We start from the raw sequence: 26,447 nt of genomic DNA on the forward strand, positions 1-26,447 counted from the left end.
CGCCCCCTCCGGCGTGGAACAGCCGGAGGGGGCGAGGTCGTTGAGGTGCTCGGGGAATCAACTCCAGCTGGCGTGCAGCGGCTTGCCCTCGGCGTAACCGGCGGCACTCTGGACGCCGACGACCGCCTTCTCGGCGAACTCCGCGAGGGAGCCGGCACCGGCGTAGGTGCAGGAGGAACGAACGCCCGCGATGATCGAGTCGATGAGGTCCTCCACGCCCGGGCGGGCCGGGTCGAGGAACATCCGCGAGGTCGAGATGCCCTCCTCGAAGAGCGCCTTGCGGGCGCGGTCGTAGGCGGACTCGTCCGAGGTGCGGTTCTTCACGGCGCGGGCGGAGGCCATCCCGAAGGACTCCTTGTAGAAGCGGCCGTCGGCGGACTGCTGGAGGTCGCCGGGCGACTCGTACGTGCCCGCGAACCAGGAGCCGATCATCACGTTGGACGCGCCGGCGGCGAGCGCCATGGCGACGTCGCGCGGGTGCCGGACGCCGCCGTCCGCCCAGACGTGCTTGCCGTGCTTCTTCGCCTCGGCGGCGCACTCCAGGACGGCGGAGAACTGCGGGCGGCCGACGCCGGTCATCATCCGGGTGGTGCACATGGCGCCGGGGCCGACGCCGACCTTGATGATGTCCGCGCCCGCCTCGATCAGGTCGCGCACACCCTCGGCGGCGACGATGTTGCCCGCGACGATCGGGACCTGCGGGTCGAGCGCCCGGACGGCCTTCACCGCGCTGATCATGGATTCCTGGTGGCCGTGGGCGGTGTCCACGACGAGGACGTCGGCGCCCGCGTCCAGGAGCTGCTTGGCCTTGCCGGCCACGTCGCCGTTGATGCCGACGGCGGCCGCGATGCGCAGCTTGCCCTCGGCGTCGGTGGCGGGGGTGTAGAGCGTGGCGCGCAGGGCGGCCTTGCGGGTGAGGATGCCGACGAGGCGGCCGTCGGCGTCGACCGCGGGGGCGAGCTTGCGGTTGGCGCCGTCGAGCTTGTGGAAGGCGTCGCGCGGGTCGATGTCCGCGTCCAGCAGCACGAGGTCCTTGGACATGACCTCGGAGAGCTGGGTGAAGCGGTCGACGCCGCTGAGGTCGTGCTCGGTGACGACGCCGACGGGACGGCGGTCGGCGTCGACGACGACGCCCGCGCCGTGCGCCCGCTTGGGCAGCAGCGAGAGCGCGTCGGCGACGGTCTGGCCGGGGGCCAGCTCGATCGGGGTGTCGAGGACGAGGTGGCGCGTCTTGACCCAGGAGATGACGTCGGTGACGACCTCGATCGGGATGTCCTGGGGGATGACGACGAGGCCGCCGCGGCGAGCGACGGTTTCGGCCATCCGGCGGCCCGCGATGGCGGTCATGTTGGCGACCACGAGCGGGATGGTGGTGCCGGTTCCGTCGGGCGACGAGAGGTCCACGCCCTGACGGGAGCCGACCGCGGAGCGGCCCGGGACCATGAAGACGTCGTCGTACGTGAGGTCGTACGGGACCGCGGGGGACTCTGTGTAGCGACCGGTGCCCGGCTCAAGAAAACGCATAAGACTCATTTTTTCATACGAAACCGCGCAGGTCGTTTCCCGAAGACACAGCAAAAGACCCCCGCTTTCGTCTGATCCTCCGAAGAGGCGGCCGGGGGTCCCGGGCAAGCGAACCTGCCTTACCCACGGACTCTACCCGAACAGGATTCGAAGCATTCGTGATCACCATCCCTGGACCAGGTGACAAGGGGTCAGGTAGCTTCAAAGCCGCAGGTCTCGGGGGTGTCGGAAGCGTCGACCCGGCTCGTCGGCACCCCTGGGCACACCGTTTGACCGGAGAGGATCCCGATCCGCCTGTGGACAGCGAACTGCCGGACATCTACTGCCCGTTCCCGCAGCGGACCAATCCGCACGTGGCGCACACCCGGGACCATCTGGACGACTGGACCAGACGGACGGGTCTGGTCCATCGCGAGTCCGCGAGGCACCGATTCGAACAAGCCGACTTCGGGGCGTTCGTCGGCATGGTCTACCCGACGGCCGACGAGGAACATCTCGATCTGGTGGCCGACTGGTTCGTCTGGCTCTTCCTGGTCGACGACCAGCTCGACGACGGCCATCTCGGCCGTTCACCCGCCCTGGTGAGAAGTGTGGTCGAACGGATGCGCGCGGTCGTCGACGGCTCCGCCCCGAGCCGCTGCCGGGCGAGGAGGTCCCGGCCGCCGTGACCGCCCTGGCTGACTTGTGGAAACGTACGACGCCGAACGCGGCCCCGCACTGGCGGACCCGGTTCGCCTGGCATCTGGTGACGTACCTCACGACCGCCACGACCTGGGAGGTGGGCAACCGCGCCGAGGACGTGGTGCCCTCGGAGGAGACGTACATCGCCAAGCGGCGGCACACCGGGGCCATCCACGTCTGTATGGACCTCATAGAGATCGTGGCGGGCATCGAGGCCCCGGAGTCGCTGCACAACGACCCCCGCTTCATCACCGCCCTGGAAGCCGCGTGCAACCACGTCTGCTGGGCGAACGACGTGTACTCCTTCGAGAAGGAGCAGGTGCTCGGGGAGATCCACAACCTCGTCCACCTGGTCCGCCACCACCGGGGCCTCGGGGAGCAGCAGGCGCTGGACCACGTCGCGGAGCGGCTCGCGATGGAGACCGAGCGGTTCCTGACCGCCGAGGACGAGCTGCTGGAGCTGTATCCGGAGCTGTCCGGTCTGCTCGTGCCCTACCTGGACGGAATGCGGAGCTGGATGCGCGGCAACCTGGACTGGTCGCGCCAGACGCCCCGCTACAACCCCGCCGACGTGGGGCAGTACGAGGAGCCCGAGGAGTATCTGGAGGAGACGGTGCTGGGCGTCCCGCCCGCGCGCACCGAGGCCGCGGCCCCCGCCCCGTGCGCGGCCAAGGCACCCCCGGCCGGTTGAGGGCGGGGCGCATACCGAGGGCCGTGCACCTTGCGGGGTGCACGGCCCTCGCGGGTCTTCGGCGTCACTCCCCGTCGGGGTCGGCCCGCTCCAGCGCCGGGCGGACGCCCGCCGCGGACTCGGTGAGCAGATAGTCGGCCGCGGCGGTGTCCGTGACCAGGCTGGTGACCAGGCCGGAGCGCAGCACCGCGCCGATCGCCGCCGCCTTGCGCTGGCCGCCCGCGATCGCGACCACCTCGGGGATCCGGCGCAGCCGGTCCGCCTCCACGGTGATGCAGCGCTCGCCCAGGTCGCGGCCGACCCGACGGCCTTCCGCGTCGAAGAGGTGCGCGGACATCTCGGCGGCGACGCCGAGCGAGGCGTAGTGGGCGCGCTCCTCGTCCGAGAGCATGTCGTGGACCGTGGAGATGCCGGGCTCCCAGGAGCCGATGGAGACGGCGGCGACGGTGACCTTGTCGAAGTACTCGAAGGCACGGGCGATACCGGTCTGGTCGCGCAGCGCGGCGGCCGTCGCGGGGTCGGGCAGCAGCATCGGTGCGTAGATGGGGTGCGCCTCGCCACCGGAGACCTGGGCGGCCCTGCGGACCGCCTCGACCGAGCCGCGCTCGGCGGTGCCCGCGTCGTACACCCCGGTCAGCTGGACGACCGTGCAGGGCGGCAGCCGGTCGAGGGCGGCCGCCATGTGGATGGTGGAGCGGCCCCAGGCCAGGCCGAGCACATCGCCCTCGGCCACCAGCTCGCCCAGGAGGTCGGCCGCGACCTCGCCCAGATTCTCCGGGTCGGGGGCGTCCTCCTGTTCCTCGGCCGGGGATTCGACGACCACCGCGTGCCGCAGCCCGTAGCGGGCGCGCAGGGCGTCGGAGCGTTCGGCGTCCAGCTCGGCCGGGACCCGGATCTCGATGCGCACGAGATCGCGTTCGAGGGCGGTCTCCAGGACCCGGGCCACCTTGAAGCGGCTCACGCCGAACTCCTCGGCGATCTGGATCTTGGACTTGCCCTCCAGGTAGAACCGGCGGGCCATGGCCGCCGCCTGCACCAGCTCCGCGGGTCCCATCCGCATGGCTGACCGACCCGCCGAGATGCCAGACACCGCGATCTCCTCACTGCTGTTCACACGCCCGATACGCCGTTCATCCTGTCAGATCCGGCGATCCTTGATCGGCCCTGTCGGACCGCGTTCATCTGCCCTTGGTTCAGTGGTCGCATGCCCAGGGGGCCGCGGCCGTCGCCACGTCCGCCAGGGCCCGCAGGTCCCGCACCGCCGCCGCCGGGTCCGCCGCCCCGTAGACCGCGGATCCGGCGACGAAGACATCGGCTCCGGCCTCGGCGCAGCGTTCGATGGTGGTGGCCGAGACACCGCCGTCGACCTGGAGCCACAGTTCGAGACCGTGCTTGCTGATCAGCTCCCGGGTACGCCGGATCTTCGGCAGCATGATGTCCAGGAATGCCTGCCCCCCGAAGCCCGGCTCCACCGTCATGATCAGCAGCATGTCCAGCTCGGGGAGCAGGTCCTCGTACGGCTCGATGGGCGTCGCGGGCTTGAGCGCCATCGAGGCGCGCGCCCCCTTCGCCCGGATCTCCCGCGCCAGGCGCACCGGCGCCGCGGCGGCCTCGGCGTGGAAGGTGACGGACCCGGCGCCGGCCTCCACGTAACTCGGGGCCCAGCGGTCCGCGTCCTCGATCATGAGGTGGCAGTCCAGCGGAGTGTCCGTCGCCTTGCTGAGCGCCTCGACGATCGGCACGCCGAGGGTCAGATTGGGCACGAAGTGGTTGTCCATGACATCGACGTGGAGCCAGTCCGCGCCTTCGACGGCCTTCGCCTCCTCGGCGAGACGCGCGAAATCGGCGGACAGGATGCTGGGGTTGATCTGCGCCATGACCCAAGCCTGCCACGTCTCCGGCCGGTTCCCCGCCTCGATCCCCTCCGAAGCCTCACACGGCCCTCACAGTCCGCACATTCTGGGCATTTTGCCAGCGCTTTACTGTTCTTTTGCTGTATGGGCGGGTGCGCTGACGCGGTGATATTCAGCCGGTCCGGCGCAGCAGAGCCAGATACATCGCGTCCGTGCCGTGCACATGCGGCCAGAGCTGGACGTCGGGCCCCTCGCCCAGGGCGGAGACCCCGGGCATCAGCGGGCGGGCGTCGACCCACTCCGCCTCGACCGGTTCCCCGCCGCGCCCCTTGAGCACGTCCTCGACGACCACCCGGGTCTCCGCGAGATGCGGCGAGCAGGTGGCGTAGGCGACCGCGCCGCCGACCCGCACGGCCTTCAACGCCTCGCGCAGCAGGCCGCGTTGGAGCGGGGCGAAGGCCTCCAGGTCCTCGGGGCGCCGCCGCCAGCGGGACTCCGGGCGGCGGCGCAGCGCGCCGAGTCCGGAGCAGGGCACGTCCATCAGGATGCGGTCGAAGGTGCCGGGCAGCCACGGCGGGCGGGTGCCGTCGGTGGTGATCACCTGGTACGGGCCGGGGTTACCGGCGAGCGCGCGCTCGACCAGCCGGGCGCGGTGCGGCTGCTTCTCGGCGGCGAGCAGCGTCGCGCCGCGCTCGGCGGCGAGCGCCGCGAGGAGGGCGGCCTTGCCGCCGGGGCCCGCGCAGCCGTCCAGCCAGCGGGTGTCGCGGCCCTCGACGGGGACGGCTGCCAGGGCGGCGGCGACGAGCTGGCTGCCCTCGTCCTGGACGCCCGCCCGGCTCTCCCGGACGGCCTCCAGCGCGCCGGGCTCGCCGCCCTCGGCCATCCGCACGGCGTACGGGGACCAGCGGCCGGGCAGGGAGTTGTCCTCGCCGAGGGCCTTGACCAGCTCCTCGGTGGTGGAACGGCCGGGGCGGGCGGCCAGGGTCACCTCGGGTCGCTCGTTGTCCGCCTCCAGGAGGTCCTCGATGCCGGCCCGGCCACCGCCCAGCGCGTCCCAGAGGGCGGAGACGATCCAGCGGGGGTGGGAGTGGACGACGGCGAGGTGCTCCTCGGCGTCCTCGTCGTACGGCGGGGCGACCTTCTCGACCCAGCCGTCGAGGTCGTGCGCGGTGACCTTGCGCAGCACCGCGTTGACGAACTTGGCTCGCCCCTCCCCCAGCACCACCCGGGCCAGCTCCACACTGGCGGAGACGGCCGCGTGGGTGGGGATACGGGTGCCGAGCAGCTGGTGGACGCCCATGTTGAGGACGTCCAGGACCGGCGGGTCGACCTCGCGCAGGGGCCGGTCGATGCAGGCCGCGACGATCGCGTCGTACGTCCCCTGGCGGCGCAGCGTCCCGTAGACCAGCTCGGTCGCCAGCGCCGCGTCCCGGCCGTCGAAGTCGCCCTTGGCGCGGGCCTTCTTCAGCAGCGGGGGCAGCACGAGGTTGGCGTACGCGTCGCGTTCGTCGACGGCCCGCAGCGCCTCGAAGGCGAGGAAGCGGACCGGGTCCTTCTTGGGCCGGCGGTGGGGCTTGGCGGGACGGCGACGCGGCTGGTCGTTCACGTGAAAGGTGCTCCGCTGGAGGTGAGAGGGGCGAACCCTCCCAGCCTACGACGCCGTCCGCGGCCTCCCGAACGGCAGCCCGGGGCTCGCGGACGCCGCCCCGGGCCCCGTAAGCCCGCTACAGACCCAGCAGCTCGCCGTGGGCGATCCGGACGCCGCGCGCCCAGTCGGCGGCCCGCATCGGCTTCTTGCCCTGCGGCTGGACCCAGAGCAGCTCGACGGCGTGCGATCCGGTCCCGACGTACACGTTGTTCTTGGCGGCCGACAGCTCGCCGGGAGCCAGGTCCGTGCGGTCCAGGACGGGGGTCGCCTGGATCAGCTTGAGCCGCTCGCCGCGGAACAGGGTCCAGGCGCCCGGGGCCGGGGTGCAGCCGCGGATCACCCGGTCGACCCGCAGGGCGGGTGCGGACCACTGGACCTGGGCGTCCTCGACGGTGATTTTCGGAGCCAGCGTGACACCCTCGTGCGGCTGGGGCACGGCGTGCAGCGTGTTGTCCTCGATACCGTCCATGGTGGCGGCGAGCAGCCCGGCGCCGGCGAACGCGAGCCGGGTGAGCAGGTCGCCGCTGGTGTCGGTGGGACGGACCTCCTCCGTGAGGACGCCGTAGACCGGGCCGGAGTCGAGCCCCTCCTCGATCAGGAAGGTCGACGCGCCGGTCACCTCGTCACCGGCCATCAGGGAGTGCTGCACGGGGGCGGCGCCCCGCCAGGCGGGCAGCAGCGAGAAGTGCAGGTTGACCCAGCCCCGGGCGGGCACATCGAGGGCGGCCTTGGGCAACAGGGCGCCGTAGGCGACGACCGGGCAGCAGTCCGGGGCGATCTCGCGCAGTCGGGCGAGGAACTCCTCGTCCCGGGGCCTGGCAGGCTTGAGCACCTCGATCCCGGCCTCCTCCGCCCGCTCGGCCACCGGGCTCGCGACGAGTCGGCGGCCCCGCCCGGCGGGGGCGTCGGGACGGGTCACGACGGCGGCCACCTCATGGCGGTCGGAGGCGATCAGGGCGTCCAGGGCGGGGACGGCGACTTCGGGGGTGCCGGCGAAGACGAGCTTCATGGGTGGCTGACTGCCTCTCGGGCCAAGACGTACGGTGACGAGCAGCACACCAGTCTAGGGTCTCGGGCGGGGCCGGGCCCGGCCGCTCCCTTGTGTAGGGGCGGCGACTCCCTTGGGGGGGGGCTGGCCGCTCCCTTGCGCGGACCTCGCCGCCTCCCTTGCGCGGGGGCGGCGACCGGGGGGCGTACGCGCGCCGCGCACGCCCCGTGCATATGCACATACGCCCCGATAGCGTGACCACATACCCGGCTCGGGCGTTGGTCAAAGGAGATTGACCGAAGCGGGCCGCCCCGATTGCGGCCCGATCCCTTTCAACGCCGGTTCGAGAGGCTTCTTCATGGCCGACCACGCAACGCACGACGCCCAAGCGCGGGCCAGTCTGCATCTTCTGGTGCGGGACATCGAGCGGGTCAGGCGGCAGGTGGACGCGCTGCGCACCCTCACCGCCCAGCTGGGCAATGTCTACCGTCCGCGCCGCTCCGGCCCTTCCGCGGGCTTCGTCGTCTACGGCAGGGCCCCGGCCCCCACCGTCCGCCTCGCGCAGGAGCTGCGGGACAGCGTCGAGACCCTGGTGACGGCCGCGGTGGACTTCGACCGCTCGCTGGGCTTCTCCTGGGACGCGGTGGGCTCCGCCCTCGGCGTCACCAAGCAGGCCGTCCACCGCCGTTACGGAACCCGCCGCGCCACCCCGCAGCCCGCCGCCGAGACGGGCGGCGAGAACACGGCTGTGCCGCGCCCGGTCTCCGTCGGCACCGGCCTCACCGGATCCTCCGCCAAGTCCGGTTCCCCGGTGCCCTCGGTCCCGGCGGCCCGTTCGATGCCGCCGCAGCCGTCGGCGGCCCCCCAGCCGGCCCGTGAGGAGCTGCGCCCCGGCGCGTTCCCGGGCCCGCGCAACGGCTGACCGCACGCCGGCCTTCTGCCCCACCGTGCCGGTCGCACGGCGGGGCAGTCCCCTGTCCGGGCCCCGGGCATACGGCCCGCGGGCACCGGCTCAGCCGATGTCCGGCGGGTCGATCCTGATGCGTACCGGCGCGCTCGCCCCCTTGGCCGTACGGGCCGCCACCGCCGTCTTCAGGGCCCGGGCGAGCGCCGCCCCGCGCCCTGGGACCACCCGGATCAGGGCTCGCTCCCAGGTCTCGCCCGGCGGTGCGTCCCCCGGCCTGCGGGCCCGCCCGGGCGCGGCCGAAGGGGCCGGCACCGGTCCCAGGATCTCGGCCTCCGGCGGCAGCCCGGCGGTCCGCAGGAACGCGGCCAGGGCCTCGGGCGGGCCGGTCACCGAGGCCATCCGGGAGACCGGCGGGAAGCCCAGCTCGGCGCGTTCCGCCAGCTCCCGCCGGGCGAACCCCGCCGGATCCCAGCGGACCAGCGCCTGCACCGCACGCTCCGTCGGCTCGGCCACGACCACCACCGTGCCGCCCTCCTCCTGCCCCCGCACCAGCGCCGACGCCGCCAGCCACCGGCGCAGCGCCTCCTCCCCCGCGCGCAGATCGGGCCGGCCGAGCATCGCCCAGCCGTCCAGGAGCAGGGCCGCCGCGTACCCCCCCTCGGCGACGGGCTCCGCGCCGGGCGTGGAGACGACCAGGGCCGGGGCGTCGGGCACCGCCTCCAGGATGTGGTCGCGCCCCGAGGTGCGGACGGGCACGGCGGGAAAGGCCCGGCCCAGCTCCTCCGCGGTGCGGCGGGCGCCGACGATCCGGGCGCGCAGCCGGGTGGAGCCGCACTCCGGGCACTGCCAGGCCCGCTCGGCCTGCCCGCACCAGGCACAGTTCAGATCCTGCTGGTCCGGCGCTTCCAGGGGCCCCGCGCAGTGCCGGCAGCGGGCGGGGGTGCGGCAGCGTTCGCAGGCGAGGCGGGGGGCGTAACCGCGCCTCGGAACCTGGATCAGCACCGGCCCGGTGCGCAGTCCGTCGCGCACGGCCCCCCAGGCGAGGCTGGGCAGCCGGGCGGAGCGGGCGGCCCCGTCCCGGGCCAGCTCGCCGTCCCCGACCGTACGGACGAGGGGGGCGGCCCGGCGCAGCCGCTCGCGGTCCGCGAGGAGCGGCAGCGCCCAGCCGCTCTCCACGAGCTGGGCCGCTTCTACCGTGCAGCTGGTTCCGCCGAGCAGGAAGCCGCAGCGGCCCTGGGCCGCCCGCAGCTCCAGGACCTCGCGGACATGGGGGAAGGGGGCGTTGTCGTCGCTGTGGCTGGAGTCGCCGTCGTCCCAGACGACGACGAGGCCGAGGTCGCGGACGGGGGCGAACATGGCGGCCCGGGTGCCCACGACCGCCCGCACCGAGCCCCGGCGTACCGCGAGCCACTGGCGGTAGCGCTTCTCCGGGCCGGATTCGGCGGTCAGCAGGGCGTGCCTCCCCGCGCCGAGCGCCTCGGTCAGGGCCGCGTCGACCCGGGCGGCGGACCGCCCGTCCGGGACGACGACGAGGGCGCCGCGCCCTGAGGAGAGCGTCGCCGCGACGGCTCCGGCGATCTCCGCGGGCCAGTGCGGTCCGGGCAGCGCGGTCCACACCGCACGCGGGGCGCCGCCCTCGGCCAGGGCTCGCAGGAAGGCCGGGCCCTGGGCGTACCGCTCCCAGGTGCCCGGGTCCGGGGGCGGAGGCGGGGGCAGCGGGTCCGGGGAGGGCTTGGCCTCGGCGCGGCCGTTGCGGGGCGGGACGGCAAGCTGGAGGACATCGGCGAGGCTGCCCGCGTACCGGTCGGCGACGGCGCGGCAGAGGGCCAGCAGCTCGGGCCCGAGAACCGGCTCCGGTGAGACCACGGAGGCGAGGGCGGCCAGCGCGCCCCGGTAGTCGGAGTCGGCGCGGCGCTCGACGATGAAGCCGTCGATCAGGCCCCCGCCCTCCCGTCGCCCGCCCTGGACGTTGCGCCCGCCGGCCCCGAACCGGACCCGCACCCGGACGCCCGGCTGTGCGTCGGCGTCCAGCTCCTGGGGCACCGCGTAGTCGAAGTACTGGTCGAGGTGGAGGACGCCCTTGTTGACCAGGACGCGGGCGACGGGCAGCTCTTCGGCCAGGGCCGCGCCGCGCCAGGTCCGCGGCTTGGCGCGCGGCACCTTGGCCCGGCGCACGGTCTCCCTGATCAGCGCAAGCTGCTCCGGCGCCCCGGCACCCGGTTCGGCGGACTGCTCGTTCTCGCTGCTCACAGCTGCATTCCTACCAGAGGGCGCTGACAGTCCGGAGAGCACGGACCGGCGTGGGAGGACGGACCGCCGCGGGAGCACGGCAGCGGGGCCCGGCCACCACGTTCGGTGTCCGGGCCCCGCTGTTGTGTGCTGGTGGGACCTGCGGTCGTTACAGACCCGCGGCCGCGCGCAGCGCGTCCACGCGGTCCGTGCGCTCCCAGGTGAAGTCCGGCAGCTCCCGGCCGAAGTGGCCGTACGCGGCGGTCTGGGCGTAGATCGGGCGGAGCAGGTCGAGGTCCCGGATGATCGCGGCCGGGCGGAGGTCGAAGACCTCGCCGATCGCGTTCTCGATCTTCTCGGTGTCGACCGCGGCGGTGCCGAAGGTCTCGACGAAGAGACCGACGGGCTCGGCCTTGCCGATCGCGTACGCGACCTGGACCTCGCAGCGGGCGGCGAGCCCGGCGGCCACCACGTTCTTGGCGACCCAGCGCATCGCGTACGCCGCGGAGCGGTCGACCTTGGACGGGTCCTTGCCCGAGAAGGCGCCGCCACCGTGACGGGCCATGCCGCCGTAGGTGTCGATGATGATCTTGCGGCCAGTGAGGCCGGCGTCGCCCATCGGGCCGCCGATCTCGAAGCGGCCGGTCGGGTTCACCAGGAGGCGGTAGCCCTCGGTGTCCAGCTTGATGCCGTCCTCGACGAGCTGCGCGAGCACGTGCTCGACGACGAACTCGCGGATGTCGGGGGCGAGCAGCGAGTCCAGGTCGATGTCCGAGGCGTGCTGCGAGGAGACGACGACCGTGTCCAGCCGGACCGCCTTGTCACCGTCGTACTCGATGGTGACCTGGGTCTTGCCGTCGGGGCGCAGGTAGGGGATGGTCCCGTTCTTGCGCACCTCGGAGAGCCGCCGGGAGAGGCGGTGCGCGATGTGGATCGGGAGCGGCATGAGCTCCGGGGTCTCGTCGCAGGCGTACCCGAACATCAGGCCCTGGTCGCCCGCACCCTGCTTGTCGAGCTCGTCCTCGTCACCCTCGACCCGCTTCTCGTACGCGGTGTCGACGCCCTGCGCGATGTCCGGCGACTGGGCGCCGATCGACACCGAGACGCCACAGGAAGCACCGTCGAAGCCCTTTTTGGAGGAGTCGTAGCCGATCTCCAGAACCTTGTTGCGCACGAGGTTGGGGATGTCGGCGTAGGCCTTGGTGGTGACCTCGCCCGCGACATGCACCAGACCGGTGGTGATCAAGGTCTCGACGGCGACGCGCGAGGAGGGGTCCTCACGCAGGAGCGCGTCGAGAATCGTGTCGCTGATCTGGTCAGCGATCTTGTCGGGGTGACCCTCGGTGACAGATTCCGAGGTGAAAAGGCGGCGGGACACATCGCTCCCTGGGGTTGCAGCGGCTGCTGGCTGATCATGGGTGGTACGTCCGAGAGCTGCGCTCGGCGCGTGCCGTCGGCCAGTTTATCGGTCACTTCCCGCGACCGGGCCAGGTGTCTCGCCCTTTGGGAGGTTCGTGACGTGCGCCACACAGATCACCAGTAGGACAATTCACCCTCCTCGGTCGCCGTTTTCGGCGTTATGGGGCGTTTTCGCTCGGCCGAAGGGCTGATCAGGAATTCGGCTGGAACCTGGCGGAAACCAGATCCCAGATCGTGTCGGCAAGGGCTTCCTTGGGGCCGTACGGCACCGGCGTCTCCTGGCCGTCGGCGGCGAGGACGACCGCCTCGTTCTCCTCCGAGCCGAAGGTCTTGCGCTCCCCCACCTCGTTGACCACGAGAAGGTCGCAGCCCTTTCGGCGGAGCTTGGCACGCCCGTTGGCCAGCACGTCGTCGGTCTCGGCGGCGAATCCGACGACGATCTGGTCCGGCCTGGCCCGCTCCCCCGCGACTTCGGCGAGGATGTCGGGGTTACGGACCAGGGTGAGCGCGGGCGCCTCCTCGCCGTCCTGCTTCTTGATCTTGCCGGTGGCGTACTCGGAGGGGCGGAAGTCGGCCACCGCGGCCGCCATCACCACCACGTCCGCGTCGGCGGCGGCCTTCACCACGGCCTCGCGGAGCTGGACGGCCGTGCCGACCCGCAGGACGTCGGCTCCGGCCGGGTCGGGCAGCCCGGTGTTGGCCTCGATCAGGGTGACCTGGGCTCCCCGGGCCACGGCGGTGCGCGCCAGCGCGTACCCCTGCTTGCCGGAGGAGCGGTTGCCCAGGAAGCGCACCGGGTCGAGCGGCTCGCGGGTGCCTCCGGCGCTGACCACCACATGGCGGCCCGCGAGGTCCGTCTCCGGAACCCCGCGCGCCAGCACCCGGCGGCAGACCTCGAAGATCTCGCCGGGGTCGGGCAGCCGGCCCTTGCCGGTGTCGACGCCGGTGAGCCGCCCCACGGCGGGCTCGATGACGACGGCGCCCCGGCGGCGCAGGGTGGCGACGTTCTCCTGGGTGGCCGGGTGCTCCCACATCTCGGTGTGCATGGCCGGGGCGAAGACCACCGGGCAGCGGGCGGTCAGGAGCGTATTGGTGAGCAGGTCGTCGGCGAGCCCGTGGGCGGCCTTGGCCAGCATGTCCGCGGTGGCCGGGGCGACCACCACCAGGTCGGCCTCCTGCCCGATCCGCACGTGCGGGACCTCGTGGACGTCCTGCCAGACCTCGTCGGAGACCGGGTGGCCGGAGAGCGCCGACCAGGTGGCCGCCCCCACGAAGTGCAGCGACGCGGCGGTCGGGACGACCCGTACGTCGTGGCCGGACTCGGTCAGCCGGCGCAGCAGCTCGCACGCCTTGTAGGCGGCGATGCCCCCGCTGACCCCCAGGACCACCTTCGGCTTGTCCACTGCGTCTCCCCGCATTCGGCACCGTAACGGCAACATGTGCGTCCCATGCTGCCTCACCTCCCGCTGGGCGTTCATCCGGCCCCGGACACACCTCAGGCCCGGCGGACGGGCCGCCGGGCCTGGAGTGAAGGTGCTGCGATGCTGCTGCGTTACTGCGCGGGGCCCTCGATGGCCTCGGAGGTCAGCAGACCGGCATTGATCTCGCGGAGCGCGATCGACAGCGGCTTCTCGTGCACGTGGGTGTCGACGAGCGGACCGACGTACTCGAGGAGGCCTTCACCGAGCTGCGAGTAGTACGCGTTGATCTGACGGGCGCGCTTGGCCGCGTAGATCACCAGGCTGTACTTCGAGTCGGTGGCCTCGAGGAGCTCATCAATCGGCGGGTTGATGATGCCCTCGGGCGTGGTGATGGAAGAGGACACTCTCTGCCTTCCGAAGGGGGTGTAGATCAAAGATCCGAGCGGTCTTGACGATCGCCGGGATCTAGGCCTGAAGCATCAAGGCTAGCAGCTCGCGCGCCACATCCTCGACGGAGGTGTTGACGAGCGTCGTATCGAACTCCGCCTCGGCGGCCAGCTCGACCTTGGCGGCGGCGAGCCGGCGCTCGATGACCTCGGGGGCCTCGGTGCCCCGGCCGGTGAGCCGGCGCACCAGCTCCTCCCAGCTCGGCGGGGCCAGGAAGACCAGACGCGCGTCGTCCATCGACTGGCGGACCAGCCGGGCGCCCTGGAGGTCGATCTCCAGCAGGACCGGCTCGCCCGCCTCCAGGCGGTCCAGCACGGCCCGGCGGGGCGTGCCGTAGCGGTTGCCCGCGAACTCGGCCCACTCCAGCAGCTCGCCGTTGGCGATGAGCTTGTCGAACTCCTCGTCGTCCACGAAGAAGTAGTGGACGCCGTTGCGCTCCCCGGGGCGCGGCTTGCGCGTCGTCGCCGACACGGAGAGCCAGACCTCGGGGTGCACGGAGCGCATATGGGCGACGACCGTGCTCTTGCCGACCCCCGAGGGGCCGGAGAGCACGGTCAGCCGCGGACGTACGTCCGGGGGTACGGGGGACGTCCCCCGGGATGTTGCAGCCATGGAGCGATTATCCAGGTTCTCAGGAGTGCCTGAGAACGTCAGGCGGGGCTGCCGCCGAACTCACGCTCCAGGGATGCGATCTGGTTGGAGCCAAGACCCCTGACCCGGCGGCTCTCGGAGATGCCGAGACGCTCCATGATCTGCTTGGCGCGGACCTTGCCGACGCCCGGCAGGGATTCCAGCAGTGCGGAGACCTTCATCTTCCCGATGACGTCGTTCTCCTGGCCCTGCTTGATGACCTCGTGGAGGGAGGCGCCGGAGTGCTTGAGTCGATTCTTGACCTCGGCCCGCTCCCGGCGAGCCGCGGCGGCCTTTTCGAGCGCGGCTGCGCGCTGTTCAGGGGTAAGGGGCGGAAGAGCCACGCCTACGTCACCTCGGATGTCGATCTGTCGGATACGGACCGGTGGGGAAGCTGGACGCCACCCCACCAGGTGAGAGCCGGACACGCTGTGCTCGGCCGCTCTTCGACGGAGACTAGCGGCAAGGGCCGCTGTAGTCAGCGAGAACAGACGAAAAGTCCTGGTCAGCTGTGGCCGACCAGGATTTTCCCGACATATCGACCGGGTTTCTCGTCAGTAATTCGTCAACAGGCTGTAAACGTGTCAGGGTCAGTTGCCGGATACGGCGGCGCGGACCTCGTCCGCGAACCGTTCGGCCGCTTCGCGCAGCCCGGACGCGTCCGGGCCGTGGCGCAGCACGCCCCGGCTCACGCTGGGCACCACGTTGCCCACCGCGTCGCCGAACACCGCCGGCAGGTCCGCCGGGGTCGCCCCCTGGGCGCCGATGCCGGGCGCGAGCAGCGGCCCGTTGATCGCCAGGTCCACCCCCGCGTCGCCGAGCGTCGCGCCGACCACCGCGCCGACCGAGCCGAGCGGTGCCGCCCCCTCGTTCTCGGCGGCCATGTGGTCGAGCATCACCTGGGCCAGCGAGCGGCCGTCGGCGGCCGTGGCCCGCTGGACCTCGGCGCCCTCCGGGTTGGAGGTGAGGGCGAGGACGAAGACGCCCGCGCCGGAGACGGCGGCGGCGTCCAGCGCCGGGCGCAGCGCGCCGAAGCCGAGGTACGGGGAGACGGTGACCGCGTCGGAGAAGAGCGGGGACTCCTTGTCCAGGTAGGTCGCCGCGTAGGCGCCCATGGTGGAGCCGATGTCGCCGCGCTTGGCGTCCATGAGGACGAGGGCGCCGGCGGCGCGGGACTCCTCGACGGCCTTCTCCAGGACGGCGATGCCGCGCGAGCCGAACCGCTCGAAGAACGCGGACTGCGGCTTGAGCACGGCGACCCGGTCGGCGAGCGCCTCCACGACGGTCCGGGTGAAGCGCTCCAAGCCCGCGATGTCGTCGTTCAGGCCCCAGGAGGTGAGCAGGGACGCGTGCGGGTCGATGCCGACGCAGAGCGGCCCGCGGGTGTCCATGGCGTGGCGCAGGCGGGCGCCGAAGGGTTCGAGGGTCACAGGGCGGCCTTCTTCCGGGTCTCGGCGCCGACGGCCTCGGCGAGGGTGGCGTACGGGGAGGTGGCGAGCCGGGCGGCGAGGCCCTTGTGGATCGCGCGGGCGTAGAAGGGGCCTTCGTAGATGAAGGCGCTGTAGCCCTGGACGAGCGTGGCTCCGGCGAGGATGCGCTGCCAGGCGTCCTCGGCGGTCTCGATGCCTCCGACGCCCACCAGGGTGATCCGGTCCCCCACCCGGGCGTACAGGCGGCTCAGGACCTCCAGTGAGCGTGCCTTGAGAGGTGCGCCGGAGAGTCCGCCGGTCTCGCCCAGCAGCTCGGGGCCGGACTTCAGGCCGAGGCCCTCGCGGGCGATGGTGGTGTTGGTGGCGATGATGCCGTCGAGGCCCAGCTCCACGGCGAGGTCGGCGACGGCGTCGACGTCCTCGTCCGCGAGGTCCGGGGCGATCTTGACGAGCAGCGGGACGCGCCGGGTGGTGACGGTGCGGTCGGCTGCCTCGCGTACGGCGGTGAGCAGCGGCCGCAGCGACTCGGTGGCCTGGAGGTTGCGCAGACCGGGGGTGTTGGGCGAGGAGACGTTGACGACCAGGTAGTCGGCGTGGGCGGCGAGCCGCTCGGTGGACTTCACGTAGTCGGCGGCGGCCTCGGCCTCGGGGACGACCTTGGTCTTGCCGATGTTGACGCCGACCGTGGTGCGGAAGACGGGGTTGCGGGCCGCCAGGCGCGCGGCGACGGCGGCGGAGCCCTCGTTGTTGAAGCCCATGCGGTTGATCAGCGCGCGGTCGGCGACGAGCCGGAAGAGGCGCTTCTTGGGGTTGCCGGGCTGCGGTTCGCCGGTGACGGTGCCGATCTCGATGTGGTCGAAGCCGAGCATCGCCATGCCGTCGATCGCGACGGCGTTCTTGTCGAAGCCGGCGGCGAGCCCGAACGGGCCGTGCATCCGCAGTCCGAGGGCCTCGGTGCGCAGCTCCTTGTGGCGGGGGGCGAGGGCGGCGGCGACGAAGGTGCGCAGGACGGGGATCCGGGCGGCGAGGCGGATCCAGCGGAAGGCGGCGTAGTGGGCCCGCTCGGGGTCCATCCGCTTGAAGACCAGCCGGAAGAAGAGCTTGTACATGAGGAGGTGTCCTTGGTGCTCGGGGTGCTCGGCAGGGCTCGCGAAGAGGGGGACACCGTTTCCGGTGTCCCCCTCTCCGGGCGGCTAGTCGCGCGCCGCTGTCAGATGCTCGGCGTGTTCCTGGAGGGAACGAACCCCGACGTCACCGTGGTTGAGGGCGTCGATGCCCTGGACGGCGGCGGCGAGCGCCTGGACCGTGGTCAGGCACGGTACGGAGCGGGAGACGGCCGCGGTCCGGATGTCGTAGCCGTCGAGGCGGCCGCCGGTGCCGTACGGCGTGTTGACGATGAGGTCCACCTCGCCGTCGTGGATGAGCTGGACGATCGTCTTCTCGCCGTTCGGGCCGGGGCCCTCGGACTGCTTGCGCACGATCGTGGCGTTGATGCCGTTGCGCTTGAGGACCTCGGCGGTGCCGGAGGTGGCCATCAGCTCGAAGCCGTGGGCGACCAGCTCACGGGCCGGGAAGATCATCGAGCGCTTGTCCCGGTTGGCGACCGAGATGAACGCGCGGCCCTTGGTGGGCAGCGGGCCGTACGCGCCGGCCTGCGACTTGGCGTACGCCGTGCCGAAGACCGAGTCGATGCCCATGACCTCGCCGGTGGAACGCATCTCCGGGCCGAGGACCGTGTCGACGCCCCGGCCGTGGATGTCGCGGAAGCGCGACCACGGCATCACGGCCTCCTTGACGGAGATCGGCGCGTCCAGCGGCAACGTGCCGCCGTCGCCGGTCTTCGGCAGCAGGCCCTCCGCGCGCAGCTCGGCGATGGTCGCGCCCAGCGAGATGCGGGCGGCGGCCTTGGCGAGCGGCACGGCGGTCGCCTTCGAGGTGAAGGGGACCGTGCGGGAGGCGCGCGGGTTGGCCTCCAGGACGTAGAGGATGTCTCCGGAGAGCGCGAACTGGATGTTGATCAGCCCGAGCACGCCGACGCCCTTGGCGATGCCCTCGGTGGAGGCGCGCAGCCGCTTGATGTCGTACCCGCCGAGCGTGATCGGGGGCAGGGCGCAGGCCGAGTCGCCGGAGTGGATGCCGGCCTCCTCGATGTGCTCCATGACGCCGCCGAGGTAGAGCTCGTGGCCGTCGTAGAGGGCGTCCACGTCGATCTCGATGGCGTCGTCGAGGAAGCGGTCGACCAGGACCGGCCGGGTGGGGCTGATCTCGGTGGACTCGGAGATGTAGGCGGCGAGGCGGGTCTCGTCGTACACGATCTCCATGCCGCGGCCGCCGAGGACGTAGGACGGCCGTACGAGGACGGGGTAGCCGATCTCGTCGGCGATGGCCTTGGCCTCGGCGAAGGTGGTGGCCGTGCCGTGCTTGGGCGCGGGCAGTCCGGCCTCGGCGAGGACCCGGCCGAAGGCGCCGCGGTCCTCGGCGGCGTGGATCGCCTCCGGGGAGGTGCCGACGACGGGGACGCCGTTGTCCTTGAGCGCCTGGGAGAGGCCGAGGGGGGTCTGGCCGCCGAGCTGCACGATGACACCGGCGATCGGGCCCGCCAGCGATTCGGCGTGCACGATCTCCAGGACGTCCTCCAGGGTGAGCGGCTCGAAGTAGAGCCGGTCGGAGGTGTCGTAGTCGGTGGAGACGGTCTCCGGGTTGCAGTTGACCATGACGGTCTCGAAGCCCGCTTCGCTCAGGGCGAAGGAGGCGTGGACGCAGGAGTAGTCGAACTCGATGCCCTGGCCGATGCGGTTGGGGCCCGAGCCGAGGATGATCACGGCCGGCTTGGTGCGGGTCGCGACCTCGCTCTCCTCGTCGTAGGAGGAGTAGAAGTACGGCGTCTTCGCGGCGAACTCGGCGGCGCAGGTGTCGACCGTCTTGTAGACCGGGCGGACGCCGAGCGCGTGCCGGACCTCGCGGACGACGTCCTCGCGCAGTCCGCGGATCTCGCCGATCTGGGCGTCGGAGAAGCCGTGCCGCTTGGCCTCGGCGATCAGGTCGGCGTCCAGACGTTCGGCGGAGGCGAGCTCGTCGGCGATCTCCTTGATCAGGAAGAGCTGGTCGACGAACCAGGGGTCGATCTTCGTGGCGTCGAAGACCTCTTCCTGGGTGGCTCCGGCGCGGATCGCCTGCATGACGGTGTTGATACGGCCGTCGGTCGGGCGGACCGCTTCGGCGAGCAGTTCGGCCTTGTCGCCGACCGGGCCGGTGAAGGCGAACTGCGAGCCCTTCTTCTCCAGCGAGCGCAGGGCCTTCTGGAGGGCCTCGGTGAAGTTCCGGCCGATGGCCATGGCCTCGCCCACCGACTTCATGGTGGTGGTGAGGGTGGCGTCGGCGGAGGGGAACTTCTCGAAGGCGAAGCGGGGGGCCTTGACGACGACGTAGTCGAGGGTCGGCTCGAAGGAGGCCGGGGTCTTCTCGGTGATGTCGTTGGGGATCTCGTCCAGGGTGTAGCCCACGGCCAGCTTGGCGGCGATCTTGGCGATCGGGAAGCCGGTGGCCTTGGAGGCGAGCGCCGAGGAACGGGAGACGCGGGGGTTCATCTCGATGACGATGACCCGGCCGTCGGTGGGGTCGATGGCGAACTGGATGTTGCAGCCGCCGGTGTCGACGCCGACCTCACGGATGATCGCGATGCCGACGTCGCGCAGCCGCTGGTACTCACGGTCGGTGAGCGTCATGGCCGGGGCGACGGTGATCGAGTCGCCGGTGTGGACGCCCATCGGGTCGAAGTTCTCGATGGAGCAGACGACCACGACGTTGTCGTTCTTGTCGCGCATCAGCTCCAGCTCGTACTCCTTCCAGCCGAGGATGGACTCCTCCAGGAGCACCTCGGTGGTCGGGGAGAGCGTGAGGCCCTGTCCGGCGATGCGGCGCAGCTCCTCCTCGTCGTGGGCGAAGCCGGAGCCGGCGCCGCCCATGGTGAAGGAGGGGCGGACGACGACGGGGTAGCCGCCGAGGGTGTCGACGCCGGCGATGACGTCGTCCATGGAGTGGCAGATGACGGAGCGGGCGGATTCGCCGTAGCCGATCTTCTCCTTGACCGCTTCCACGACGCCCTTGAAGAGGTCGCGGTCCTCGCCCTTGTTGATCGCCTCGACGTTGGCGCCGATGAGCTCGACGCCGTACTTCTCCAGCACACCGTTCTCGTGCATGGAGATCGCGGTGTTCAGCGCGGTCTGGCCGCCGAGGGTGGGCAGAAGCGCGTCGGGGCGCTCCTTGGCGATGATCTTCTCGACGAACTCGGGGGTGATCGGCTCGACGTAGGTGGCGTCGGCGATCTCCGGGTCGGTCATGATCGTCGCCGGGTTGGAGTTCACCAGGATGACGCGCAGGCCCTCGGCCTTGAGGACGCGGCAGGCCTGGGTGCCGGAGTAGTCGAACTCGGCGGCCTGGCCGATGACGATCGGACCGGAGCCGATGACCAGGACGGACTGGATATCGGAGCGCTTAGGCACGCTGGCCCTCCATCAGGGAAACGAAGCGGTCGAAGAGGTACGCGGCGTCGTGCGGGCCGGCGGCCGCCTCGGGGTGGTACTGGACGCTGAACGCGGGCCGGTCCAGGAGCTGGAGCCCCTCGACGACCTGGTCGTTCAGGCAGACGTGGGAGACCTCGGCGCGGCCGAACGCGGTGTCGGAGACCTTGTCGAGCGGGGCGTCGACGGCGAAGCCGTGGTTGTGCGCGGTGACCTCGACCTTGCCGGTGGTGCGGTCCTGCACCGGCTGGTTGATGCCGCGGTGGCCGTACTTCAGCTTGTAGGTGCCGAAGCCGAGCGCGCGGCCGAGGATCTGGTTGCCGAAGCAGATGCCGAAGAGCGGGGTGGAGCGCTCCAGCACGCCGCGCATCAGGGCGACCGGGTGGTCGGCGGTGGACGGGTCGCCGGGGCCGTTGGAGAAGAAGACGCCGTCGGGCTGGACCGCGTACACCTCGTCCAGGGTGGCGGTGGCGGGCAGGACGTGCACCTCGATGCCGCGCTCGGCCATCCGGTGCGGGGTCATGCCCTTGATGCCGAGGTCGATCGCGGCGACGGTGAACTTCTTCGTGCCGATCGCGGGGACGACGTACGCCTCCTTCGTCGCCACTTCGGCGGAGAGGTCGGCGCCGGTCATCTCGGGGGCCTGGCGGACCCGGGCGAGGAGGGTGCCCTCGTCGGGGATCGCCTCGCCGGAGAAGATCCCGACGCGCATCGCGCCGCGCTCGCGCAGGTGGCGGGTGAGGGCGCGGGTGTCGACACCGCTGATGCCGACGACGCCCTGCGCGGCCAGCTCCTCGTCCAGCGAGCGCTGCGAGCGCCAGTTGGAGGGCTTGCGGGCGGGGTCGCGGACGACGTAACCGGAGACCCAGATACGGGCGGACTCGGGGTCCTCGTCGTTGACGCCGGTGTTGCCGACGTGCGGGGCGGTCATGACGACGACCTGGCGGTGGTACGAGGGGTCGGTCAGCGTTTCCTGGTAGCCGGTCATGCCGGTGGAGAACACCGCTTCGCCGAAGGTCTCCCCCACGGCCCCGTAGGCGCGGCCGCGGAAGGCGCGGCCGTCCTCCAGGACGAGTACGGCGGGGGTCTGTGCCCCCCGGGTGGAGAGGGTCATCGTGCGGTGCCTTCCGTCGTGGTGCTGGTGAGTTCGGTGGCGGCCGGGGCGCCGGTCAGCCGGTTGACGGCGTCGACCCAGGCCTGGTGCTCGGCGGCGCGGTCGGAGCGGAAGCCGGAGTCGATCAGCGTCTCGCCGTGCGCCCAGGTGATGATCAGCAGGCCGCCCTCGGGGAGGACCTTGCCCGCGAGCGCCTGGTCGAGGCGGGCCTCGCGCAGGGCGGCGGCCGGGATGAAGAAGTCCGCCGCTCCGGGACGTACGACGTCCAGGCCGCGGGCGGTGAGCGTCAGCTCGGTACGGCTGCGGGTGCCGAGCCCGTGCGCGACGATCCGGTCGAGCCACTGACCGGCGGTGGTGGAGGCGTGGTAGCGCCCCTCCATCGTCAGCAGCGTCTCGTCGTCGGCGAAGTCCTCGGGGGTGGCCGGGAGATCCGGCAGGTCCGACTGGAGGTTGGCGCGCCACTTCCAGCCCTGGCGCATCAGCCAGTAGACGAGGGCGATGAAGACGAACAGGCCGACCACCCAGGCGATGCGGGCGGCCCAGTCCGTCACTTCCGCCGACTTCTGCTCGGCGGCCAGCTGGTACAGGGGGGGCAGAGTTGTCACGCGAGCTTCCCGTCGACGACCGTGGCACGGCCCCGCAGGAAGGTGTGGGTGACACGGCCCGGCAGCTCACGGCCCTCGTAGGGGGTGTTGCGGCTGCGGGACGCGAAGCCCGCGGGGTCCACTGCTCCACGGTATGCCGGATCGACCAGAGTGAGGTTGGCGGGCTCACCCGCCGAGACGGGACGGCCGTGTCCTTCGAGCCGGCCGATGGCCGCGGGGCGGAAGGACATGCGGTCGGCGACGCCCGCCCAGTCGATCAGGCCGGTGTCCACCATCGTCTGCTGGACGACCGAGAGCGCGGTCTCCAGGCCCACCATGCCCATGGCGGCCGCGGCCCACTCGCAGTCCTTGTCCTCGTGCGGGTGCGGGGCGTGGTCGGTGGCGACGCAGTCGATGGTGCCGTCGGCCAGGGCCTCGCGCAGGGCCAGGACGTCGGCCTCGGTGCGCAGCGGCGGGTTCACCTTGTAGACCGGGTTGTAGGTGCGGACCAGCTCGTCGGTGAGGAGGAGGTGGTGCGGGGTGACCTCGGCGGTGACGTTCCAGCCCTTGGACTTGGCCCAGCGGACGATCTCCACGGAGCCGGCGGTGGAGAGGTGGCAGATGTGGACGCGGGAGTCGACGTGGGCGGCGAGGAGGACGTCGCGGGCGATGATCGACTCCTCGGCGACGGCGGGCCAGCCTCCGAGTCCCAGCTCGGCCGAGACGATGCCCTCGTTCATCTGGGCGCCCTCGGTGAGGCGGGGCTCCTGGGCGTGCTGGGCGACGACGCCGTCGAAGGCCTTCACGTACTCCAGGGCGCGGCGCATGATCACGGCGTCGTCGACGCACTTGCCGTCGTCGGAGAAGACCTTCACCCCGGCGGCCGAGTCGTGCATGGCGCCGAGTTCGGCGAGCTTCTTGCCCTCCAGGCCGACGGTGACGGCGCCGACGGGCTGTACGTCGCAGTAGCCGGACTCCTTGCCGAGCCGCCAGACCTGCTCGACGACGCCGGCGGTGTCGGCGACGGGGAAGGTGTTGGCCATGGCGTGCACGGCGGTGAAGCCGCCGACGGCCGCGGCCTTGGTGCCGGTGAGGACGGTCTCGGAGTCCTCGCGGCCGGGCTCGCGCAGATGGGTGTGGAGGTCGACCAGGCCGGGCAGCAGGACCTGCCCCTCGGCCTCGATCACGGTGGCGCCCTCGGCTTCGAGGCCGGTGCCCACCTCGGCGATGGTCTCGCCGTCGATCAGGACGTCCCCCGGCTCGCCGCCGAGGACCCGCGCACCGCGGATAAGAATCTTGCTCATGGTTACTTGTTCTCCTCGGTACGGGCGGGGGCGGCGGACAGCGCGGTGTCGGAGCCGCCGAGCAGCAGGTAGAGCACGGCCATGCGGATGGAGACGCCGTTGGCGACCTGCTCGACGACCGTGCAGCGGTCGGAGTCGGCGACCTCGGCGGTGATCTCCATGCCGCGGACCATCGGGCCGGGGTGCATGACGACGGCGTGTTCGGGCATCTTCGCCATGCGCTCGCCGTCCAGGCCGTAGCGGCGGGAGTATTCGCGCTCGGTCGGGAAGTAGGCGGCGTTCATCCGTTCGCGCTGCACACGCAGCATCATGACCGCGTCGGACTTCGCCAGCACGTCGTCGAGGCTGTAGCTGACGTCGCAGGGCCACTGCTCGACGCCCACGGGGACGAGGGTGGGCGGGGCCACCAGGGTGACGTGCGCGCCGAGCGTGGTCAGCAGGTGGACGTTGGAGCGGGCGACGCGGCTGTGCAGGATGTCGCCGACGATCGTGATGCGGCGGCCGTCCAGGTCGCGGCCGAGCCCGGCGTCGGGGCCGACGAGCCGGCGGCGCATCGTGAAGGCGTCCAGCAGGGCCTGGGTGGGGTGCTCGTGGGTACCGTCCCCGGCGTTGACCACGGCCCCGTCGATCCAGCCGGAGGTGGCGAGCCGGTAGGGGGCTCCGGATGCGCCGTGCCGGATGACGACGGCGTCGGCACCCATCGCCTCCAGGGTGAGCGCGGTGTCCTTCAGGGACTCGCCCTTGGAGACGGAGGAGCCCTTGGCGGAGAAGTTGATGACGTCGGCGGACAGCCGCTTGGCCGCCGCCTCGAAGGAGATGCGGGTACGGGTCGAGTCCTCGAAGAAGAGGTTGACGACGGTACGGCCGCGCAGGGTGGGCAGCTTCTTGATCGGCCGGTCCGCGACCCGGGCCATCTCCTCGGCGGTGTCGAGGATCAGGACGGCGTCGTCGCGGGTGAGGTCGGCGGCCGAGATGAGGTGACGCTTCATCTGGGGTTCTCCGGGTGGCTGGAGGGGGTTTCAGGCATGCGGGCGCGCAGAAGGGCGCCGTACGTCCCCACAGGGGCGTACGGGAGGGTTCGGGCTACTGCGCGTCCGCGGGGGCGGCCTGCTTGACGCCGAGCAGAACGGCGTCGCGGCCGTCCTCCTCGGCGAGCTGGACCTTGACCGTCTCCCGCAGCGACGTGGGGAGGTTCTTGCCGACGTAGTCCGCGCGGATCGGGAGCTCCCGGTGGCCGCGGTCGACGAGGACCGCGAGCTGCACCGCGCGGGGGCGGCCGATGTCGCCGAGCGCGTCGAGGGCGGCGCGGATCGTGCGGCCGGAGAAGAGCACGTCGTCGACCAGGACGACCAGGCTGCCCTCGATCCCCTCGCCGGGGATGTCGGTGCGGGCCAGGGCGCGCGCCGGGCGCAGCCGCAGGTCGTCGCGGTACATGGTGATGTCGAGCGATCCGACCGGCGTCTTCCGGCCGGTGATCTGTTCGAGTTTGTCGGCGAGCCGACGGGCGAGGAACACGCCCCGGGTCGGGATGCCGAGCAGCACCACGTCGTCGGCGCCCTTGGCGCGTTCGACGATCTCGTGGGCGATACGGGTCAGCACACGGGCGATGTCGGGGGCCTCGAGAACGGGGCGCGCCGCGTTGCCGGTGTCGTCGTGCTGTGCGTCCATAAGAAACGGACCTCCTTCTCCGCCTCACGGGACGGATCGTTAAAGGACGTCGAAATTGCGTCATCCACGCTACCAGGGCTTGCGCCCGGCCCTGGCCCCACCCCCGGGAGGTGCCGGTCCGGACCATTCGGCTTGACGCATCCAAGTAACGCTGCGTAACCTCACAGTGAGTTACCAGCCACGCGGCGGAGCCGCACACTGTTCCAGCGTCCGGGGAGCCATATGTCCAGCGAATACGCAAAACAGCTCGGGGCCAAACTCCGTGCCATCCGCACCCAGCAGGGCCTCTCCCTCCACGGCGTGGAGGAGAAGTCGCAGGGTCGCTGGAAGGCCGTCGTGGTCGGTTCGTACGAGCGCGGCGACCGTGCCGTGACCGTGCAGCGCCTCGCCGAGCTGGCGGACTTCTACGGGGTCCCGGTGCAGGAGCTGCTGCCCGGCACGACGCCGGGCGGAGCCGCCGAGCCGCCGCCGAAGCTCGTCCTGGACCTGGAGCGCCTCGCCCACGTCCCGCCGGAGAAGGCCGGTCCGCTGCAGCGTTATGCCGCGACCATCCAGAGCCAGCGCGGTGACTACAACGGCAAGGTGCTCTCGATCCGCCAGGACGACCTGCGCACGCTCGCCGTGATCTACGACCAGTCGCCTTCCGTACTCACGGAGCAGCTCATCAGCTGGGGCGTGCTGGACGCGGACGCGCGCCGCGCGGTCTCCCACGACGAGAGCTGAGCGAACGGGGCCGGACCCCACAGCAGAAACGTGCCGCCGGGTGGGCGGGGACCTTCGGGTTCCCGCCCACCCGGCGTTTGTGCGCCCGGGGCTCCGATGGCGGGGCGGGCGCTCGAACCCGCGGCCGACGGATCATGGGACCGCCGCTCCGGCCGGCCCGGTACACCGAAGGGCCCACGGTCGGCTGACCGTGGGCCCTTCGTGGTGTGCGCGACCGAACCGTCGCGGCCGGGGCTACTGCTCCCGGCGGAGGTTCGGCTTCAGATCCTTGAAACGGGCCAGCAGGCCGTTCACGAAGGACGGGGAGTCATCGGTGGAGAACTCCTTGGCGAGCTGGACGGCCTCGTCGATCACCACGGCGTCCGGGGTCTCGTCCATCCAGATCAGCTCGTACGCGCCGAGCCGCAGGATGCTCCGGTCGACGACCGGCATACGGTCGATCTCCCAGTCCACGGCGTAGGTGACGATGAGGTCGTCGATCCGGTCCGCGTACTGCGCGTACCCCTCGACGAGCTCCATCGTGAACTCTCCGACCGGCGGCTGACGGTCGTCGGTCCGCGAGTGCCGTACCCAGTCCGCGAGGACGCTCTGCACGGACTCACCGCGCTGGTCGGCCTCGAAGAGAATCTGGAAGGCGCGCTTGCGGGCCTTGTTCCGGGCGGCCAC

The 26,447-nt window shown here is 71.8% G+C and carries 22 protein-coding genes and 1 pseudogene; 3 read left to right on the forward strand and 20 right to left on the reverse strand.

Annotated features, from left to right (window positions below):
- Positions 1-57: 57 nt before the first annotated feature.
- Positions 58-1,524 carry a GuaB1 family IMP dehydrogenase-related protein gene (locus tag CCZ36_RS03955; protein WP_069737318.1) on the reverse strand — a complete coding sequence of 489 codons (1,467 nt, stop codon included), beginning with the start codon at positions 1,522-1,524 and terminating at the stop codon, positions 58-60.
- Between the two features lie 296 nt (positions 1,525-1,820).
- On the opposite strand from CCZ36_RS03955, the pseudogene CCZ36_RS03960 reads away from it, so the two are divergent.
- Positions 1,821-2,896 (forward strand): annotated as a pseudogene (locus CCZ36_RS03960) (terpene synthase family protein).
- 64 nt (positions 2,897-2,960) lie between these two features.
- Here the strand turns inward: CCZ36_RS03960 and CCZ36_RS03965 are convergent.
- The 4 genes from CCZ36_RS03965 to fmt all read right to left on the reverse strand — a co-directional run bounded on the left by CCZ36_RS03965 (position 2,961) and on the right by fmt (position 7,406).
- On the reverse strand, positions 2,961-3,956 hold the full coding sequence (locus CCZ36_RS03965) for a sugar-binding transcriptional regulator (RefSeq protein ID WP_030712649.1): 996 nt from the start codon (positions 3,954-3,956) through the stop codon (positions 2,961-2,963).
- A gap of 133 nt (positions 3,957-4,089) precedes the next feature.
- On the reverse strand, positions 4,090-4,773 hold the full coding sequence (gene rpe, locus CCZ36_RS03970; RefSeq protein ID WP_069737320.1) for a ribulose-phosphate 3-epimerase: 684 nt from the start codon (positions 4,771-4,773) through the stop codon (positions 4,090-4,092).
- Between the two features lie 148 nt (positions 4,774-4,921).
- The gene (locus CCZ36_RS03975; protein ID WP_069737321.1) at positions 4,922-6,355 is read right to left on the reverse strand and encodes an RsmB/NOP family class I SAM-dependent RNA methyltransferase; all 1,434 of its coding nucleotides are present in this window, start codon (positions 6,353-6,355) and stop codon (positions 4,922-4,924) included.
- A 118-nt stretch (positions 6,356-6,473) separates the two neighbouring features.
- Positions 6,474-7,406 (reverse strand): methionyl-tRNA formyltransferase, encoded by a 933-nt coding sequence (gene fmt / locus CCZ36_RS03980; protein ID WP_069737322.1) that lies wholly within the window; start codon positions 7,404-7,406, stop codon positions 6,474-6,476.
- 337 nt (positions 7,407-7,743) lie between these two features.
- Between fmt and CCZ36_RS03985 the strand changes: the two genes are divergently transcribed.
- The gene (locus CCZ36_RS03985; protein ID WP_069737323.1) at positions 7,744-8,307 is read left to right on the forward strand and encodes a hypothetical protein; all 564 of its coding nucleotides are present in this window, start codon (positions 7,744-7,746) and stop codon (positions 8,305-8,307) included.
- 90 nt (positions 8,308-8,397) lie between these two features.
- Here CCZ36_RS03985 and CCZ36_RS03990 read toward each other — a convergent pair whose 3' ends face one another.
- From CCZ36_RS03990 to pyrR, 14 genes are all read right to left on the reverse strand, one after another.
- Positions 8,398-10,542, reverse strand: coding sequence for a primosomal protein N' (locus tag CCZ36_RS03990; protein ID WP_069737324.1), 2,145 nt, complete (start codon positions 10,540-10,542; stop codon positions 8,398-8,400).
- Between the two features lie 148 nt (positions 10,543-10,690).
- Positions 10,691-11,899: a methionine adenosyltransferase gene (gene metK / locus CCZ36_RS03995; protein ID WP_069737325.1), complete on the reverse strand. Its 1,209-nt coding sequence runs from the start codon at positions 11,897-11,899 to the stop codon at positions 10,691-10,693.
- A gap of 232 nt (positions 11,900-12,131) precedes the next feature.
- Complete coding sequence (gene coaBC / locus CCZ36_RS04000; RefSeq protein ID WP_128817037.1) at positions 12,132-13,343, reverse strand: bifunctional phosphopantothenoylcysteine decarboxylase/phosphopantothenate--cysteine ligase CoaBC; 1,212 nt, start codon at positions 13,341-13,343, stop codon at positions 12,132-12,134.
- 149 nt (positions 13,344-13,492) lie between these two features.
- Entirely contained in the window at positions 13,493-13,765 is a 273-nt protein-coding gene (gene rpoZ, locus CCZ36_RS04005; RefSeq protein ID WP_003970369.1) for a DNA-directed RNA polymerase subunit omega, read from the reverse strand.
- A gap of 61 nt (positions 13,766-13,826) precedes the next feature.
- On the reverse strand, positions 13,827-14,420 hold the full coding sequence (gene gmk / locus CCZ36_RS04010) for a guanylate kinase (protein WP_053562000.1): 594 nt from the start codon (positions 14,418-14,420) through the stop codon (positions 13,827-13,829).
- A 38-nt stretch (positions 14,421-14,458) separates the two neighbouring features.
- Positions 14,459-14,782, reverse strand: coding sequence for an integration host factor (locus CCZ36_RS04015; RefSeq protein WP_003970367.1), 324 nt, complete (start codon positions 14,780-14,782; stop codon positions 14,459-14,461).
- Positions 14,783-15,028: 246 nt separating this feature from the next.
- Positions 15,029-15,868 (reverse strand): orotidine-5'-phosphate decarboxylase, encoded by an 840-nt coding sequence (pyrF, locus tag CCZ36_RS04020; RefSeq protein WP_128817038.1) that lies wholly within the window; start codon positions 15,866-15,868, stop codon positions 15,029-15,031.
- Positions 15,865-16,977, reverse strand: coding sequence for a quinone-dependent dihydroorotate dehydrogenase (locus CCZ36_RS04025; protein ID WP_069737328.1), 1,113 nt, complete (start codon positions 16,975-16,977; stop codon positions 15,865-15,867). The genes pyrF and CCZ36_RS04025 overlap by 4 nt, the downstream gene beginning before the upstream one ends.
- A gap of 84 nt (positions 16,978-17,061) precedes the next feature.
- A complete protein-coding gene (gene carB, locus CCZ36_RS04030; protein ID WP_069737329.1) occupies positions 17,062-20,370 on the reverse strand; it encodes a carbamoyl-phosphate synthase large subunit in 3,309 nt (1,102 codons plus the stop codon).
- Positions 20,363-21,502, reverse strand: coding sequence for a glutamine-hydrolyzing carbamoyl-phosphate synthase small subunit (carA, locus tag CCZ36_RS04035; protein ID WP_069737330.1), 1,140 nt, complete (start codon positions 21,500-21,502; stop codon positions 20,363-20,365). Before carA ends, carB begins: the two co-directional genes overlap by 8 nt.
- The gene (locus CCZ36_RS04040) at positions 21,499-22,107 is read right to left on the reverse strand and encodes a PH-like domain-containing protein (RefSeq protein WP_128817039.1); all 609 of its coding nucleotides are present in this window, start codon (positions 22,105-22,107) and stop codon (positions 21,499-21,501) included. The genes carA and CCZ36_RS04040 overlap by 4 nt, the downstream gene beginning before the upstream one ends.
- The gene (locus tag CCZ36_RS04045; protein ID WP_128817040.1) at positions 22,104-23,390 is read right to left on the reverse strand and encodes a dihydroorotase; all 1,287 of its coding nucleotides are present in this window, start codon (positions 23,388-23,390) and stop codon (positions 22,104-22,106) included. The genes CCZ36_RS04040 and CCZ36_RS04045 overlap by 4 nt, the downstream gene beginning before the upstream one ends.
- Positions 23,391-23,392: 2 nt before the next feature.
- Entirely contained in the window at positions 23,393-24,379 is a 987-nt protein-coding gene (locus CCZ36_RS04050) for an aspartate carbamoyltransferase catalytic subunit (RefSeq protein ID WP_006123178.1), read from the reverse strand.
- A 94-nt stretch (positions 24,380-24,473) separates the two neighbouring features.
- Positions 24,474-25,058 carry a bifunctional pyr operon transcriptional regulator/uracil phosphoribosyltransferase PyrR gene (pyrR, locus tag CCZ36_RS04055; RefSeq protein ID WP_069737333.1) on the reverse strand — a complete coding sequence of 195 codons (585 nt, stop codon included), beginning with the start codon at positions 25,056-25,058 and terminating at the stop codon, positions 24,474-24,476.
- Positions 25,059-25,280: 222 nt separating this feature from the next.
- Between pyrR and bldD the strand changes: the two genes are divergently transcribed.
- Positions 25,281-25,781, forward strand: coding sequence for a transcriptional regulator BldD (gene bldD / locus CCZ36_RS04060; RefSeq protein WP_006123181.1), 501 nt, complete (start codon positions 25,281-25,283; stop codon positions 25,779-25,781).
- 234 nt (positions 25,782-26,015) lie between these two features.
- Here the strand turns inward: bldD and nusB are convergent, their stop codons facing one another.
- On the reverse strand, positions 26,016-26,447 hold the full coding sequence (gene nusB, locus CCZ36_RS04065) for a transcription antitermination factor NusB (RefSeq protein WP_010057335.1): 432 nt from the start codon (positions 26,445-26,447) through the stop codon (positions 26,016-26,018).

The organism is Streptomyces sp. S063, from assembly GCF_002832675.1.
GTDB lineage: Bacteria > Actinomycetota > Actinomycetes > Streptomycetales > Streptomycetaceae > Streptomyces > Streptomyces sindenensis.

Coding starts and splice junctions, on each gene's coding strand:
- CCZ36_RS03955 (WP_069737318.1), bottom strand. CDS start 1,524: ATGCGTTTTCTTGAGCCGGGCACCGGTCGCTACACAGAGTCCCCCGCG.
- CCZ36_RS03965 (WP_030712649.1), bottom strand. CDS start 3,956: ATGCGGATGGGACCCGCGGAGCTGGTGCAGGCGGCGGCCATGGCCCGC.
- rpe (WP_069737320.1), bottom strand. CDS start 4,773: ATGGCGCAGATCAACCCCAGCATCCTGTCCGCCGATTTCGCGCGTCTC.
- fmt (WP_069737322.1), bottom strand. CDS start 7,406: ATGAAGCTCGTCTTCGCCGGCACCCCCGAAGTCGCCGTCCCCGCCCTG.
- CCZ36_RS03985 (WP_069737323.1), top strand. CDS start 7,744: ATGGCCGACCACGCAACGCACGACGCCCAAGCGCGGGCCAGTCTGCAT.
- gmk (WP_053562000.1), bottom strand. CDS start 14,420: ATGGCTGCAACATCCCGGGGGACGTCCCCCGTACCCCCGGACGTACGT.
- CCZ36_RS04025 (WP_069737328.1), bottom strand. CDS start 16,977: ATGTACAAGCTCTTCTTCCGGCTGGTCTTCAAGCGGATGGACCCCGAG.
- carA (WP_069737330.1), bottom strand. CDS start 21,502: ATGACCCTCTCCACCCGGGGGGCACAGACCCCCGCCGTACTCGTCCTG.
- CCZ36_RS04045 (WP_128817040.1), bottom strand. CDS start 23,390: ATGAGCAAGATTCTTATCCGCGGTGCGCGGGTCCTCGGCGGCGAGCCG.
- CCZ36_RS04050 (WP_006123178.1), bottom strand. CDS start 24,379: ATGAAGCGTCACCTCATCTCGGCCGCCGACCTCACCCGCGACGACGCC.
- pyrR (WP_069737333.1), bottom strand. CDS start 25,058: ATGGACGCACAGCACGACGACACCGGCAACGCGGCGCGCCCCGTTCTC.
- bldD (WP_006123181.1), top strand. CDS start 25,281: ATGTCCAGCGAATACGCAAAACAGCTCGGGGCCAAACTCCGTGCCATC.